Genomic DNA, 14,587 nt, shown 5'->3' with positions numbered 1-14,587 from the left:
CCGCGTCGTGCTCCCGAACCGGGCCGCGCCTCGCGCGTGTCGTCCGCGCGGCGTCCTGCTCACCGCGACGATGCCCGGTCCGGCTCCGTCCCCGGCGTCCAGACGAGATCGGCACCGGCGCCCCGCGCGACCACGTGCCCCTCCCGGATCATCAGGGTCTCGGCGCCCAGTTCCCGGGCGAAAGCGGCGTCGTTGCTGACCAGGAGCGCGGCCATGCCCTCGTCCGCACGGCGCCGGGAGATGGCGTCGAAGACGACGTGACGGACCTCGAGGTCCAGGTTCGCCAGGGGCTCGTCCGCGATCAGGACGCGCGGCTCCAGCACGAAGGACCGGGCGATCGCGACACGCTGGCGCATGCCCGCGCTCAGCTCGTAGGGGAACTTCGCCGCCGCGCCGAGAGGCAGGTGCAGTTCGTCGAGGAGCGTCGCCACCCGGATCGCCAGCGCCTTCGTGTTCACGCGACGCTCGCGCTGGAGGATCGGCTCGGCGATGATCTCCTGGACCGTCAGCTGCGGGTTCAGGTCCGCCCCGCCGTTCTGCGGGACGTAGCCGGTGAGGTAGGTGAGCTCGCGATGCCGACGCCCGGGGCGACGGATCGAGATCCCGCACACGCGCGCGTCTCCGCCGACGACCCGCAGCGAGGGGTCGGTGGAACCCGCGAGCGCCCCCACCAGGGTCGTCTTCCCGGAGCCGGTCGCACCCGCGATGCACATGAGCTCCCCCGCCTGCAGACGGAAGCTCACCCCGTCCACGGCGCGGGTGGGCGTGCTGTGCCCCTGCCGGTCGATCACGATGTCGTCGCAGTCGATCGCGATCGACTCGTCCCCCTCGAAACGCGCCATGTCCTCCATCCTGCCTGTTCGACGGCGTCGACGCGTCACGACTCGACGAAACGCTGCCGTTCGAGGTCGATGTCCCGGAGGCGCACGCGCAGGGCGCGCCCGCCGTCCGAGTCCGGCGGGACCCGCTGGATCGCGCCCAGCAGCTCGTGCTTCTCGCGGTCGAGGTGCCGCTGGATCAGCCGGCGCGCGAGATCCGTCGTCGACGCCACCGCGCCCGCCTCGTCCCGAGCCGGGAACGCCCGCATCAGGAGCTCGCCGGCAAGACTCCGGTACGGCTCCCGCACCGCGTCGACCGCCGCGATGACCCACCCGGGACGAGAGCGGTCCCCCGCCGCGGCGACCGCCTCGCGGACGGCGTCGAGCGCGGGGATCTCGAACGGAGCGCTCAGCGCTCGCTGGAGGAGCTCGTGGTCGACCTGATGGCCGTACTGCAGCGCGCCGGTCAGAGCATCCCGTTCCAGCGAGGCGATCCCGGTGCGCGGAAGGGCCGCCAGCGTCACCGGGGCGAGCGCCTGCGGCGCCGTCTCGCCGCCCTGGCCGATGCCGCCCACCGGACGCGCCGTCGTCGTGTCGGACGGGCGCGCCCCCTGCTCGCGCCCTTCCGCCGCGCGGGGGGTCTGCCTGCGCACCTCCGCGTGGACGTCGTCCGGGTCCATCCCGAGGCGGCGCGCGAGAACCCGCTCGTACTCCGGACGGAGGAGCCGATCGCGGATCTCCGCCACGATCGGCGCGGCGGCGCGGAGAGCCCCGACGCGCCCCTCGACGGTCGCGAGGTCGTAGGAGGCGAGCCTCCGGTCGATGACGAACTCGAACATCGGCACCTTCGCCGAGAGGAGGGACCGCACCGCCGCGTCACCGCGCTGCAGACGCAGGTCGCAGGGATCCAGGCCGTCCGGCGCCACCGCCACGAACGTCTGCGCGGTGAAGCGGTTGTCTTCGGCGAAGGCGCGCAGCGCCGCCTTCTGCCCGGCCTCGTCGCCGTCGAAGGTGAAGACGACCTCGCCGTGCGCGGAGTCGTCGCCCATCACCCGGCGCAGCACCTTGATGTGCTCCGCGCCGAACGCCGTGCCGCAGGTGGCGATCGCGGTGGTCACCCCCGCCAGGTGGCAGGCCATGACATCGGTGTAGCCCTCCACGACCACGACCCGTCGCGGATCGCCACGGGAGATGTCACGCTTGGCGAGATCGAGCCCGTAGAGCACCTGGGCCTTCTTGTAGATCGGGGTCTCCGGCGTGTTCAGGTACTTGGGGCCCTTGTCGTCCTCGTACAGACGCCGGGCGCCGAAGCCGATGGTCTGCCCGGTGACGTCACGGATCGGCCACACGACGCGGCCGCGGAATCGGTCGTAGACCCCCCGCTGCCCGGTCGACACCAGCCCGGCCGCGCTCAGCTCGTCACGGGTGAAGCCCTGGGCGGTCAGCGCCTTGAGCAGCCCGTCCCAGCCGCGCGGGGCGTACCCCACGCCGAAGTGCGCCGCGGCGCCCGCGTCGAACCCGCGCTCGCCGAGGAAGCGGCGGGCCGACTCCGCCTCGGCACTCAGCAGCTGGCCGCGGAAGAACTCCGCGGCAGCGGTGTTCGCGGCGTACAGCCTGCTGCGCCCGCTCGTCTCCGGCGCGGCACCGCCGTCCTCGTAGTGCAGGGTGTAGCCGATGCGCGCGGCCAGCCGCTCCACCGCCTCGGTGAAGCTGACGTGATCCATCTCCCGCAGGAACGAGTAGACGTCTCCGGAGGCGCCGCAGCCGAAGCAGTGGTAGAAGCCCACCTGCGGCCGCACGTGGAAGCTGGGGCTCTTCTCGTCGTGGAACGGGCACAGGCCCTTCATGGAGCCCACGCCCGCGGACTTGAGCGAGACCCGTTCGCCCACGATGTCCGCGATGTTGGTGCGCGCCTTGACCTCGTCGATGTCGGCCTGGCTGATGCGCGGCATCAGTGCACCTCGACGGCGTCCGCGCCGCGTGCGGCGTGCGCCCGGCCCGCCGGCCGCGCATGCCGCGGCGTCCAGATGCCGACCTCGGCGGGATCGATGTCCCCCACCAGGCGGTTGTGCCAGTCGACCGCGGTCTGGTCCGTCAGGCTCGCGATCTGGTCCACGACCACCCGCGCTCGCTCCGCATCCGTCTCGGCCGCGAGGAAGTCCGCGGCGAACGCCGGCTCCAGCACGTCGGCGCCCGCACGCCAGAGCGTGTCCGTGGACCACAGCGCATCGGCCAGCCGCTTGAGCACACGGCGCTGTTCCTTGTACACGCCGCGGCGGGCGTCGATCGTGACGATCGCCTGCCCCATGATCCCCTTCAGCACGGCGATCTCGGCCTCGATCACCGGAGGCACCACGACGTGCGCGCTGTACCGCGCGAGCCGCGGCCCCTCGTAGGCCTCCCGGGTCGCGGAGACCGCCGCGCGGGCGAAGCGCCCGATGAGGTCGCTGGTGAGGTTCTTCAGCCGCGCCAGGTCCCGGCGCGAGCGGTCGAAGGACTTCAGCCACATCGGCTGGCAGGTCAGCCGGTACAGAGCGTCGGCCAGGTCCTCGCGGGTGAAGTCGTAGCCCACCCACTGCTGGATACGCCCGATGAGCGCGTGGTGCTCGGCGGGATCGGCGAGCTTGGCGACATCCAGGTAGCCGTTGACGATCGCGTCCTCGAAGTCGTGGACCGAATAGGCGATGTCGTCCGAGAGGTCCATGATCTCGGCCTCGATGCAGCGCAACCGCCCCGGGGCGCCCTCGCGCATCCAGCGGAAGACCGCCTCGTCCTCGGGGTACACCCCGAACTTGAGACGTCCTCCCGGATCCGGGAGCGGGTTGTCCACCGTCCAGGGGTATTTGCACGTGGCGTCCAGGCTCGCCCGAGTGAGGTTGAGCCCGACCGAGTGCTCGTCGTCGTCGAGCACCTTCGCCTCGAGACGGGTCAGGATGCGGAGCGACTGCGCGTTCCCCTCGAAGCCGCCGATGGGCTCGGCCCACTCGTTCAGCGCGCGCTCGCCGTTGTGCCCGAACGGCGGATGGCCGAGGTCGTGGCTCAGGCAGGCCGTGTCCACCACATCCGCCGAGACGCCGAGCGCGATCGCCAGCTCTCGGCCCACCTGGGCGACCTCGAGCGAGTGCGTGAGCCGGTTCCGAGCGAAGTCGGCGGTGCTGGCGGGACTGAGCACCTGCGTCTTCGCAGCCAGGCGACGAAGCGCCGCGGAGTGCAGCACCCGCGCGCGGTCCCGCGCGAAGTCGTCGCGTTCGGAGCGGTGCGTCTCCGCGAAGAACCGGGCGGCGTCGTGGGCGTCGTAGCCGTCGCCGCGGGTCGCGCCCGCACGGACTGCGCCGCTCACCGTCTCAGCCGCCACTGTTCTCGATCTCCGCTCCGCGCATCATCGCCCCGGTCTCCGCAGCGATCTCGCGGGACTCCAGCCAGCCGTCCGGAAGAGCCGTCCGCTTCGGCGACCCTGCACGGCCTCGCTGCCCCTCGGCGGCAGCGCCCGGATAGGGCGCGTCCTCGAGCGTGCCGAGAAGGTCGTCGATCTCCGCGAGCGTGGAGACCCGGGCGAGCGCCGCCCGCAGATCCCCGCCGACCGGGTAGCCCTTGAAGTACCACGCGACGTGCTTGCGGATGTCCTTGCACCCGCGGTCCTCGTCCTCGAAGAAGTCGACGAGCAGCTCGGCGTGCCTCCGGAACGCCTCGGACACGAAGCGGAGGGTCGCGTCGACCGGGGGACCCGCGGAGCCCTCGGGACCGAGAGCTGCCGCGAGCTCGCCGAACAGCCACGGCCGCCCGAGGCAGCCCCGGCCCACGACGACGCCGTCGCATCCGGTCTCGGCCATCATCCGCACCGCGTCGTCGGCGGACCAGATGTCGCCGTTGCCGAGGACCGGGATCGAGGTCACCGCCTCCTTGAGCTCTCCGATGGCGCTCCAGTCCGCGTGGCCCGAGTAGTACTCGGAGGCGGTGCGCGCGTGCAGCGCCACCGCGGCCGCCCCGGCGTCCTCCGCCGCGCGCCCCGCGTCGAGGAAGGTCAGGTGGTCGCGGTCGATCCCCTTGCGCATCTTCACCGTCAGCGGCACGGAGCCCGCGGCCTTGACCGCCCGTCGCACGATGTCCGCGAACAGCGACCGCTTCCACGGCAGCGCCGCTCCCCCGCCCTTGCGCGTGACCTTCGGCACAGGGCATCCGAAGTTCAGGTCGATGTGATCGGCGCGGTCCTCGGCGACGAGGATGGTCACGGCCTCGGCGATCGTCGCGGGATCGACGCCGTACAGCTGCACCGACCGAGGAGTCTCGCTCTCGTGATGCTGGATGAGACGCATCGTGATGGCGTTGCGCTCGACCAGCGCGCGCGAGGTGATCATCTCGCTGACGTACAGTCCCGTACCGTACTCCCGGCACAGGCGCCGGAACGCCGTGTTCGTGATCCCCGCCATCGGGGCGAGGACGACGGGCGCCTCGATCCGGATCGGACCGATCTGCAGCGGGCGGGCGGGAGCGGGAGCAAGAGTCATGGCCCCTCCATTCTCCCAGATGAGCGACCCCGGTGGCGGCGAGCGGCCGCCGCCGGGGAACCGCGCAGGATCGGGCCTCGAACACTGCCGCGCGCGTAGGCTGAGGAGCATGACGAGTGCCGATGTCCGCAGCATCCCGTTCACCGACGCCTCGGGCGCCCAGACGACCCTGCAGGATCTCGACGCCGACGTCGTCCTGGTCGTGAACGTCGCCTCGAAATGCGGTCTCACCCCCCAGTACGCGCAGCTCGAAGAATTGCAGCGCACATATGCCGACCGCGGCTTCACGGTGCTCGGCTTCCCCTGCAACCAGTTCTTCGGCCAGGAGCCCGGCTCGATGGACCAGATCCTGGAGTTCTGCTCCACGACGTACGGCGTCACGTTCCCCGTCAACGACAAGGTCAAGGTGAACGGCCGCAACGCCGCCGAGCTCTACAAGGCGCTCACCCGGACTCCCGACGCGAACGGCAAGGCCGGTCGCGTGGAGTGGAACTTCGAGAAGTTCCTCGTCGGCGCGGACGGCTCGATCCAGCGCTTCCGGCCGAAGCAGCGACCGGACGACCCGGCGATCGTGTCGGCGATCGAGGCCGCGCTCACGCGCTGACCCCGTCCTCTCGGCCCGCGCGACCGCTCCGACGGGGACGCGCGGCTGCTCCCCTGTTCACCTCCTCGTCGCCCCAGCGTCATCCGGGTTGCCTAGCGTCGGCTCGGCGACGAACGCCGTACGACGACGAGGAGACCGAGAGATGACAGACCGACTGCCGATGAGCCGACGTGCCGTCCTCACCGCCGGGACGATCGGCGCGCTCAGCGCCGCGCTGCCGCTGGGCTCGGCGCACGCCGCGATCGCGCCCGCCGTGCGCGAGGACCCCGCCACGGGCAAGCCGAACGCCCGGGCGTCCGCCCTGCGGTTCCGTCCTGACGGGACGTTCAAGATCGTCCAGTTCAACGACACGCAGGACGACGAGCTCACGGACCGGCGCACGGTCGAGCTGATCGAGAAGGTCCTGGATCAGGAGAAGCCGGACTTCGTGGTCATCAACGGCGACGTGATCTCCTCGGGGTGCGAGACCCGGCTCGCCGTGAAGCAGGCCATCAACAACGTCGTCTGGCCCATGGAGTCCCGCGGCATCGCCTGGGCGGTCACCTATGGGAACCACGACGAGGACTCGCTCCCGGAATCGGGCGTCGACGAGGCCGGGATGCTCGACATCTACCGTTCCTACGAGCACAACGTGAACGCGGCGAACGAGGCGGGTCTCACGGGCACGAGCAACACCATCGTGTCGATCGGATCGGCGGCGAAGAAGACCCGCGAGGCGTTCGTCCTCTGGCTCCTGGACTCGGGCCGGTACGCCCCCGGGGACATCGACGGCCAGGACTTCACCGGCTACCCCGACTGGGACTGGCTGCGAATGGACCAGGTCTCCTGGTACCGCGAGCAGTCGCAGCGCCTGGAGCAGAAGCGGGGAAGGAAGATCCCCGGGCTCATGTTCATCCACATCGCGCTGTGGGAGCACCGGTTCATGTGGTGGGGCGGGGTCGACACGCGCGCTCCCGAGGATGCGGCTCGGGGCAGGGCGCGACACGGGATCGTCGGAGAGCGCAACGAGGACGAGTGCCCGGGCCCGATCAACTCCGGCATGTACAACGCGATCCTCGAGCGCGGCGACGTGAGGGGCGTCTTCGTCGGACACGACCACGTCAACGACTACGTCGGGAACTACTACGGCGTCCTGCTCGGCTACGCGCCGGGCACCGGCTTCGGCGCCTATGGGCTGGACGGGGCCGAACGCAATCGGCTCCGCGGCGGCCGCGTGTTCGAGCTGACCGAGAACGGCGACGACGTGTCGATCCAGACCCGCGTCGTGTACGCCCGGGATCTCGACATCGACCTGGCCGCGAACGACCAGCCGATGGAGCCGCTGCCTCTGGCGCCCGCGCAGGAGGCCGTCTGAGCGGCGGGCGGCTCCTACGCAGGCGTGGGCCCGGAGATCTGCGCCCACGCCTGCGTCATCCGGCGTCGGGACCGCGCGTCAGGCCGTCTCCGGCTCGCGCTCTCCGTCCGCGGGCGCTCCGTCCGCACGCTGGGCCCACAGGTCGCGGAGCACGTTCTCGAACGCGGCGGGCGGCTGCGCCCCGCTGACGCCGTACTTGCCGTCGATGACGAAGAACGGCACGCCCTGGATGCCGTAGGCCCTGGCCTGCTCCTGATCCTGCCGCACGTCCGCGAGGTGACGCTCGGACTCCAGAGCGATGCGGGTCTCGTCGGCGTCCAACCCGACCTCGACGGCGAGGTCGACCAGATCGTCGATCCGCCCGACGTGGCGCCCCTCGGTGAAGTACGCCGCCATGAGCCGCTCCTCCATCTCGTGCTGGCGGCCGTGCGCCTTCGCGTGGTGGAGCAGCTCGTGCGCCTTCACCGTGTTCGTGTGCTGGAGCAGGTCGAAGCGGTACTCCAGACCCGCTTCACGCGCGACACCGGTCACGCGCTCGAGCATCTGCTGGACCTGTTCGCGCGGCATCCCCTTGTGACCGGAGAGGAAGTCGATCTCGTCGCCGTCGAAGTCCACCGGCGTGTCCGGCGAGAGCTCGAACGAGTGGAACGTGATCTCCACCTCGGGGCTCTGGTCCCCTTCCGCGTCGCGGAGCGCCGCGAGGCCCTTCTCCAGGTTGCGCTTGCCGATGTAGCACCAGGGGCAGGCGATGTCGGACCAGATATCGATCGAGATGGGGTTGCTCACATCTTCATGCAACCGCATCGAATCAGGATGTATTCCGTTGGTAGCATCCTCGGATGCCCTCGCCCCCGGACGCCTCGCCCGTACTCCCCCTGCGGGTCCTGGTCGCGGGGATCACCGGCGCCGGGAAGACGACGTTCGCGCGGCGGGTGGCCGCCGCGGCCGGAGTGCGACACGTCGAGATCGACGCGCTCTTCCACGGCGCCGGATGGACGCCGCGTCCCTCTTTCCTCGACGACGTCCGGGCGTTCGCCGCCGAGGAGCGCTGGGTGACGGAGTGGCAGTACACGTCGCAGGGCACGGACGCCGTTCTCGTGCCCCGAGCCGATCTGGTCGTCTGGCTCGACTATCCGTGGCGCATCGTGCGGGCACGGCTGATCCGCCGGACCCTCGCCCGCCGCATCCTCCGCACGCGACTGTGGAACGGGAACACCGAGCCGGCGATCTGGACCCGCGCCGCATGGACGGGCGAGGACGACATCCTCCGCTGGCAGCGGCGCACCCGTTACAAGTGGGACCAGCGGATGCCCGAGATCGTGCGTGCGCACCCCGATCTGCCGATCGTGCGCCTGCGGCATCCGCGAGAGGCGGAACGCTGGCTCCGCGCTCTCTCCGCCGCACGTCCGCGCTGAGATCAGGCCGGTGGGTCCGCCGTGTCCGGGGCGTCCACCGCGCCGCCGAAGCGACGATCGCGGGACAGATACACCTCGATCGCCCGCCACAGCTCGCGGCGTGAGAAGTCCGGCCACAGGGTGTCCAGGAACACCATCTCGGCGTAGGCGGACTGCCACAGCAGGAAGTTCGACGTCCGCTGCTCGCCCGAGCTGCGCAGGAACAGGTCGACGTCGGGCATGTCGGGCACGTAGAGGTGACGGCGGATCGCCTTCTCCGTCACGGCGCTGGGCTTCATCCGCCCGGCCTTGACCTCCTCGGCGATGGCGCGGACCGCGTCCACGAGCTCCACCCGACCCCCGTAGTTGACGCACATGGTCAGCGTGAGCACGTCGTTTCCGCGGGTGAGCTCCTCGGCGAACTGCAGCTCCTTGATGACGCTCCCCCACAGCCGCGGCTTGCGACCGGCCCACCGCACGCGCACGCCCCACTCGTTGAGCTGATCGCGGCGGCGGTGCAGCACGTCCCGGTTGTAGCCCATGAGAAAGCGCACCTCCTCCGGGGAGCGCGCCCAGTTCTCCGTCGAGAAAGCGTAGACCGACAGGTGTCGTACGCCCGCCTGGATCGCACCGGCGACGACGTCGAGCAGGACCTCCTCACCGGCCTTGTGCCCCTCGATGCGGCTGAGCCCGCGGCGGTTCGCCCACCGCCCGTTGCCGTCCATGACGATCGCGACGTGGTTCGGGACGGCCGGGAAGGCCGGCGGCTGCTCGCCGGTCCAGTTCAGAGGGCGGTACGGTACCGCATCACGGTGCGTGTACGGCTTGGGGGAACGGGGGTGCTGCTGCGCGCGAGGGGTCACCGCGCTCCTTCCACGTGAGCGAGCGAGCGGATGCCGCGCTCGAGGTGCCATTGCGCGTACGCGGCGATCAGACCGGAAGCCGCGGCCGCGTCGGCGGCGGCGGCCGCATCGACGCGGGTCCAGTCACCGGCCATCAGGGAGCGCAGCAGGTCGAGCGCCGACGCCGCGATCCGGGCGCTGCCCGCCGGCGCGCACTCCTCGCACACGAGTCCGCCCATCTGCGCGACGAACGTGGTGTGCGGGCCGGGTCGCGAGCACCGGGCGCAGTCGCCGAACGAGGGCGCCCATCCCGACAGCGCCATGACGCGGAGCAGGTAGGAGTCGAGGATGCTGCGCGCGGCGTGCTCGCCGCGCGCCAGCGCCCGAAGGCCGCCCACGAGCAGCAGGTACTGCTCCGGTGTGGCCTCGGCGTCGTTGAGCCGGTCGGCGGTCTCGACCATGGCGTTCGCCGCCGTGAACCGCTCGTAGTGCAGCGCGATGTCGGCGCCGTAGGAACCGAGCGACTCGGCCTGCTGCACGATGTCGAGCGAACGCCCTTCGTATAGCTGCACGTCCGCGACCATGAACGGCTCCAGGCGCGAGCCGAACTTCGAGGAGGTGCGCCGGACCCCCTTCGCGACCGCACGGAGCTTGCCGTGCCGTCGCGAGAGCATCGTGACGATGCGGTCCGCCTCACCGAGCTTGTGGGTGCGCAGGACCACCGCTTCGTCTCGGTAGGTCGGCATTGTTCGATTATCCCTCGCGGCGGGGACAATGGAGGGGTGACCGATCCGCTCTTCTCCATTCCCCTCTGGGCCGACCTGCTGGGCGTCGGCCTCGGCGGCGTCCAGGGCGCGATGTTCGCCTCGGGGTTCCAGGGACAGCGTCGGCTCGATCTGCTCGGAGTGGCGATCATCGGCATCATGATCGGCATGGGCGGCGGTCTCATCCGCGACATCCTGATCGGCCAGCCGCCCGCGACGCTGCAGAGCAACTGGTATCTGCTCACCGCCGCCGGTGCCGCGCTCGTCGGGATGCTGCTGGCGGGCGTCTTCCAGCGGCTCAACGCGGTGATCGTCGGCCTGGACGCGGTCGTCATCGGGATGTTCGGAGCCTTCGGCACGAGCAAGGCGATCGCCTTCGGGATCCCGCCGGTGCCCGCGGTCTTCATCGGCGTGTGCGCGGCAGCGGGCGGCGGCATGCTCCGCGACGTGCTGATGGGCCTTCCGGTGGCCATCATGCACGTCGGCTCGCTGTACGCGGTGGCGGCCGGCGCCGGGTGCACGTTCATCGTCGTGGCCCACGGACTCGGGATGAGCATCGTCCCCGCGGCCGTCGTCGGCATCGCCGTCACGGCCGTGATCCGGGTGCTGGCGGTCGTCTTCGACCTCTCCCTCCCGGAGCAGCGACGCCTGCACCGACGCAAGGTCGCCGCGGAGACCGGGCTCATCCCGATCATCAAGCCGTCGGCGGACTGATCGGAGCGACGCGCCGAGACCCCCTTTCCACGCCGAGACCCCCTCGCACCCGCGCTTTCCCGGAGGGGTTTCGGCGGGCGGAGGGGGTCTCGCGAGAGAAGGATCGGATCAGAAGGATCGGATCAGACCGCGGCGAGCTCCGCCGCTCGGGCCCGGATCGACCGGTTGACGCCCGACACGATCGCCTTGAGCGACGCGGTCGAGATGTCGCCGTCGATGCCCACGCCCCACAGGCGCTGGTCTCCCACCTGCAGCTCCACGTACGCGGCGGCCTGCGCGTCGCCGCCGGAGCTGAGAGCGTGCTCGACGTAGTCGTAGACGGTGATGTCGAAGCCCTGCGCGCGCAGCACCTCCACGAACGCCGCGACGGGCCCGTTGCCGGAGCCGGACACGGCGAGCTCCTGCTCGTCGTCGCGGAGCACGACGTCGAGCACCACCTCGCCGGACATGTCGCTGCGGGTCTGCGTCGCGAGGAGCTCGAACCGTCCCCACTTGTCCTCGGACGAGGCCGCCGGCAGATACTCGTCGGAGAAGATCGACCAGATCTGCTCGCTCGTGACCTCGCCGCCCTCCGCGTCCGTCTTCGCCTGGACGACGCCCGAGAACTCGATCTGGAGCTTGCGGGGCAGGTCGATCGCGTGGTCGGCCTTCAGGAGGTAGGCGACCCCGCCCTTGCCGGACTGCGAGTTCACCCGGATCACGGCCTCGTAGGACCGCCCGAGGTCCTTCGGGTCCACCGGCAGGTAGGGCACCGCCCATTCGATCTCGTCGACGGAGACGCCCTCGGCGTCGGCCCGGGCGGCCATCGCCTCGAAGCCCTTCTTGATCGCGTCCTGGTGCGATCCGCTGAAGGCGGTGAAGACCAGGTCCCCCGCCCACGGGCTGCGCTCAGGCACCGGGAGCTGGTTGCAGTACTCGACGGTCCGCTTGACCTGGTCGATGTCGCTGAAGTCGATCTGCGGATCGATCCCCTGCGTGAACAGGTTGATCCCGAGCGCGACGAGGTCCACGTTGCCGGTGCGCTCCCCGTTGCCGAACAGGCACCCCTCGATGCGGTCGGCGCCCGCCATGTAGCCCAGCTCCGCGGCGGCGACCGCGGTGCCGCGGTCGTTGTGCGGGTGCAGCGAGAGGATGACGTTCTCGCGGTGGTTCAGATGACGGCTCATCCATTCGATCGAGTCGGCGTAGACGTTCGGGGTCGCCATCTCCACGGTCGCCGGGAGGTTGATGATCACCTTGCGCTCCGGCGTGGGCTCGAAGACCTCGAGCACCTGGTTGCAGATGTCCGCCGCGAACTCGAGCTCGGTGCCGGTGTAGCTCTCCGGCGAGTACTCGTAGTACACCGCGGTCTCGGGGATGCGCTTCTCGTATTCGCGGCACAGCCGAGCCCCGTTCAGGGCGATGTCGATGATCCCCTGCCGGTCGGAGCGGAAGACGACCTCCCGCTGGAGGACGCTCGTGGAGTTGTAGAGGTGCACGATGGCCTGCTTGGCTCCCGCGATCGCCTCGTAGGTCCGCTCGATCAGGTGCTCGCGCGCCTGGGTGAGCACCTGGATGGTGACGTCGTCGGGGATCAGTCCCTCGTCGATCAGCTGGCGGACGAAGTCGAAGTCGGTCTGGCTCGCCGACGGGAACCCGACCTCGATCTCCTTGTAGCCCATCTGCACGAGGAGCTCGAACATGACGCGCTTGCGCTCGGGCGACATCGGGTCGATGAGGGCCTGGTTGCCGTCCCGCAGGTCGACCGCGCACCAGCGGGGAGCCTGCGTGATCAGATTCGACGGCCAGGTGCGATCCGGGAGATCGACGCGGATCTGCTCGTGGAAGGGCCGGTACTTGTGGACCGGCATGGACGAGGGGCGCTGCGTGTTCTTCATGAGGGGCGTTCTCTTCTCGGGTCTCGCGGGAGTCGGGCCAACGCGAACACCGCGACGAGGTGGGCCCTTAGAACGAGGACTCGTCGCGGCGGATAAGGAGAAGCAGAACGCCCGCGCGCATGCGGCCATGCTAGCACCGACGTTCCGCCGGGCGCACACTCCGCGTCATGGAGGCCCGGAGCGGGCGCGGTTCCTGCGAGAATCGAAGGGCGCGCCCGTCGCGCGGCCCGACACCCCGAACGATCGAGGAGCATCCGTGCACTACATCTCCACCCGCGGCGGCGGGGAGCCGAGGACGTACGTCGAGACGCTGCTGGAGGGTCTGGCCTCGGACGGCGGGCTGTCGGTGCCCGCTTCGCTGCCGACGGTGTCCGCCGAGGAGCTCGAGTCCTGGCGCGGGCTGGACTACGCCGAGCTGGCGACAGAGGTCCTGGGCCGCTTCGCCACGGACATCCCCCGCGAGGACCTGGCGGCGCTGTGCCGCGCCGCGTATGCGCCCGAGGTGTTCCCGACCCCCGTGCCGCTGCGGGCGATCGACGGCGGGATCACGCTGGTCGGCCTCTCCGAGGGGCCGACCCTGGCGTTCAAGGACATGGCGATGCAGTTCCTCGGACACGCGCTGGAGTACGCGCTGGAGCGCACCGACGGCGTGCTGAACATCCTCGGCGCGACATCCGGCGACACGGGCTCCGCCGCCGAGCACGCGCTGCGCGGCAAGGACAGGATCGGCGTGTTCATGCTCTCCCCGCAGGGCCGGATGAGTCCGTTCCAACGCGCCCAGATGTACTCGCTCCAGGACGACAACGTCCACAACATCGCGGTCGAGGGGGTCTTCGACGACTGCCAGGACCTCGTCAAGCGCCTCTCCGGCGATCTGGCGTTCAAACAGGCGCAGCATCTGGGCGCGGTGAACTCGATCAATCTGGCGCGCATCACGGCGCAGGTGGTCTATTACTTCTGGGCCTGGCTGCGTGCCACCGACGCCGTGCCCTCGACGCGCCGTGCCGACAGCACGGTGTCCGTCACGGTCCCCTCCGGCAACTTCGGCAACATCCTCTCCGGCTACTACGCGAAGGGGATGGGCGTGCCGATCCGGCGGCTCGTCCTCGCGGCGAACGAGAACAACGTCCTGGACGAGTTCTTCCGCACCGGGGTGTATCGTCCGCGGTCGGCCGCAGAGACCCTCGCCACGTCCAGCCCGTCGATGGACATCTCCAAGGCCTCCAACTTCGAGCGCTTCGTCTACGACCTGTTGGACCGCGACCCCTCCCGGGTGCGCGCGGCGTGGGCCGAGCTCGCCGAGACCGGTGCGATCGACCTCTCCGCAGAGCTGTCGCGCCTCGACGGCGAGTTCGGCTTCGCCAGCGGGACGAGCACGCACGAGGACCGTGTCGCCACGATCCGGGCGGTCCACGCCGCCTCGGGCGAGGTCATCGACCCGCACACCTCCGACGGGGTGGCCGTCGCCCGTCGCTTCGTCGAGGACGGGGTGCCGATGCTGGTGCTGGAGACGGCGAAGCCCGAGAAGTTCGCCGACACGATCCACGAGGCCCTGGGGATCGACCTGGACTACTCCCCCGAGCTGCGCGCGATGCTCGACGCCCCGCAGCGGGTGACCGAGATGCCGAACGACGAGCAGGCGCTGCGGACGTACATCGCCGAGCACGCCCGGCACTGACCCGGACGCGCCGCCCGACCGGGTTAGCCTGGCCGAC

At 70.5% G+C, this 14,587-nt stretch carries 13 protein-coding genes; 5 read left to right on the top strand and 8 right to left on the bottom strand.

Going from position 1 to position 14,587, the window contains the following annotated elements; all coding sequences use genetic code 11:
- Positions 1-59: 59 nt before the first annotated feature.
- The 4 genes from V6R91_RS16895 to dusB are packed head-to-tail and all read right to left on the bottom strand — an operon-like array spanning position 60 to position 5,323.
- Complete coding sequence (locus V6R91_RS16895; protein ID WP_067244611.1) at positions 60-842, bottom strand: ATP-binding cassette domain-containing protein; 783 nt, start codon at positions 840-842, stop codon at positions 60-62.
- A gap of 35 nt (positions 843-877) precedes the next feature.
- On the bottom strand, positions 878-2,770 hold the full coding sequence (dnaG, locus tag V6R91_RS16890; protein WP_336396177.1) for a DNA primase: 1,893 nt from the start codon (positions 2,768-2,770) through the stop codon (positions 878-880).
- A complete protein-coding gene (locus tag V6R91_RS16885; RefSeq protein WP_271061404.1) occupies positions 2,770-4,158 on the bottom strand; it encodes a deoxyguanosinetriphosphate triphosphohydrolase in 1,389 nt (462 codons plus the stop codon). The genes dnaG and V6R91_RS16885 overlap by 1 nt, the downstream gene beginning before the upstream one ends.
- Positions 4,159-4,162: 4 nt before the next feature.
- The gene (dusB, locus tag V6R91_RS16880) at positions 4,163-5,323 is read right to left on the bottom strand and encodes a tRNA dihydrouridine synthase DusB (protein ID WP_271061403.1); all 1,161 of its coding nucleotides are present in this window, start codon (positions 5,321-5,323) and stop codon (positions 4,163-4,165) included.
- A gap of 109 nt (positions 5,324-5,432) precedes the next feature.
- On the opposite strand from dusB, the gene V6R91_RS16875 reads away from it, so the two are divergent.
- Positions 5,433-5,927 (top strand): glutathione peroxidase, encoded by a 495-nt coding sequence (locus V6R91_RS16875; protein WP_067242639.1) that lies wholly within the window; start codon positions 5,433-5,435, stop codon positions 5,925-5,927.
- A 142-nt stretch (positions 5,928-6,069) separates the two neighbouring features.
- Positions 6,070-7,281 carry a metallophosphoesterase family protein gene (locus tag V6R91_RS16870; RefSeq protein WP_336396176.1) on the top strand — a complete coding sequence of 404 codons (1,212 nt, stop codon included), beginning with the start codon at positions 6,070-6,072 and terminating at the stop codon, positions 7,279-7,281.
- Between the two features lie 78 nt (positions 7,282-7,359).
- Here the strand turns inward: V6R91_RS16870 and V6R91_RS16865 are convergent, their stop codons facing one another.
- Positions 7,360-8,067 carry a DsbA family oxidoreductase gene (locus tag V6R91_RS16865; RefSeq protein ID WP_336396175.1) on the bottom strand — a complete coding sequence of 236 codons (708 nt, stop codon included), beginning with the start codon at positions 8,065-8,067 and terminating at the stop codon, positions 7,360-7,362.
- 53 nt (positions 8,068-8,120) lie between these two features.
- Here V6R91_RS16865 and V6R91_RS16860 point away from each other — a divergent pair, with 53 nt between their 5' ends.
- On the top strand, positions 8,121-8,696 hold the full coding sequence (locus V6R91_RS16860) for an AAA family ATPase (protein WP_336396174.1): 576 nt from the start codon (positions 8,121-8,123) through the stop codon (positions 8,694-8,696).
- A 2-nt stretch (positions 8,697-8,698) separates the two neighbouring features.
- On the opposite strand, the gene V6R91_RS16855 is transcribed toward V6R91_RS16860, so the two are convergent.
- Positions 8,699-9,538, bottom strand: coding sequence for an isoprenyl transferase (locus V6R91_RS16855; RefSeq protein ID WP_336396173.1), 840 nt, complete (start codon positions 9,536-9,538; stop codon positions 8,699-8,701).
- Positions 9,535-10,263, bottom strand: coding sequence for a DNA repair protein RecO (gene recO / locus V6R91_RS16850; RefSeq protein ID WP_271061400.1), 729 nt, complete (start codon positions 10,261-10,263; stop codon positions 9,535-9,537). The genes V6R91_RS16855 and recO overlap by 4 nt, the downstream gene beginning before the upstream one ends.
- Before the next feature lie 36 nt (positions 10,264-10,299).
- On the opposite strand from recO, the gene V6R91_RS16845 reads away from it, so the two are divergent.
- Positions 10,300-10,995 carry a trimeric intracellular cation channel family protein gene (locus tag V6R91_RS16845; RefSeq protein ID WP_336396172.1) on the top strand — a complete coding sequence of 232 codons (696 nt, stop codon included), beginning with the start codon at positions 10,300-10,302 and terminating at the stop codon, positions 10,993-10,995.
- Between the two features lie 122 nt (positions 10,996-11,117).
- Here the strand turns inward: V6R91_RS16845 and leuA are convergent, their stop codons facing one another.
- Positions 11,118-12,872, bottom strand: coding sequence for a 2-isopropylmalate synthase (leuA, locus tag V6R91_RS16840; RefSeq protein WP_336396171.1), 1,755 nt, complete (start codon positions 12,870-12,872; stop codon positions 11,118-11,120).
- A gap of 256 nt (positions 12,873-13,128) precedes the next feature.
- Between leuA and thrC the strand changes: the two genes are divergently transcribed.
- A complete protein-coding gene (gene thrC, locus V6R91_RS16835) occupies positions 13,129-14,550 on the top strand; it encodes a threonine synthase (RefSeq protein WP_336396170.1) in 1,422 nt (473 codons plus the stop codon).
- The last annotated feature ends 37 nt before the right edge of the window (positions 14,551-14,587 follow it).

Source organism: Microbacterium sp. CCNWLW41, assembly GCF_037083505.1.
This window is presented reverse-complemented; position numbering and strand designations above follow the sequence as displayed.

Bases quoted from the DNA above. Each gene is read 5' to 3' on its own strand.
- V6R91_RS16895 (WP_067244611.1), bottom strand. From the start codon at position 842: ATGGCGCGTTTCGAGGGGGACGAGTCGATCGCGATCGACTGCGACGAC.
- dnaG (WP_336396177.1), bottom strand. From the start codon at position 2,770: ATGCCGCGCATCAGCCAGGCCGACATCGACGAGGTCAAGGCGCGCACC.
- dusB (WP_271061403.1), bottom strand. From the start codon at position 5,323: ATGACTCTTGCTCCCGCTCCCGCCCGCCCGCTGCAGATCGGTCCGATC.
- V6R91_RS16875 (WP_067242639.1), top strand. From the start codon at position 5,433: ATGACGAGTGCCGATGTCCGCAGCATCCCGTTCACCGACGCCTCGGGC.
- V6R91_RS16870 (WP_336396176.1), top strand. From the start codon at position 6,070: ATGACAGACCGACTGCCGATGAGCCGACGTGCCGTCCTCACCGCCGGG.
- V6R91_RS16860 (WP_336396174.1), top strand. From the start codon at position 8,121: ATGCCCTCGCCCCCGGACGCCTCGCCCGTACTCCCCCTGCGGGTCCTG.
- recO (WP_271061400.1), bottom strand. From the start codon at position 10,263: ATGCCGACCTACCGAGACGAAGCGGTGGTCCTGCGCACCCACAAGCTC.
- leuA (WP_336396171.1), bottom strand. From the start codon at position 12,872: ATGAAGAACACGCAGCGCCCCTCGTCCATGCCGGTCCACAAGTACCGG.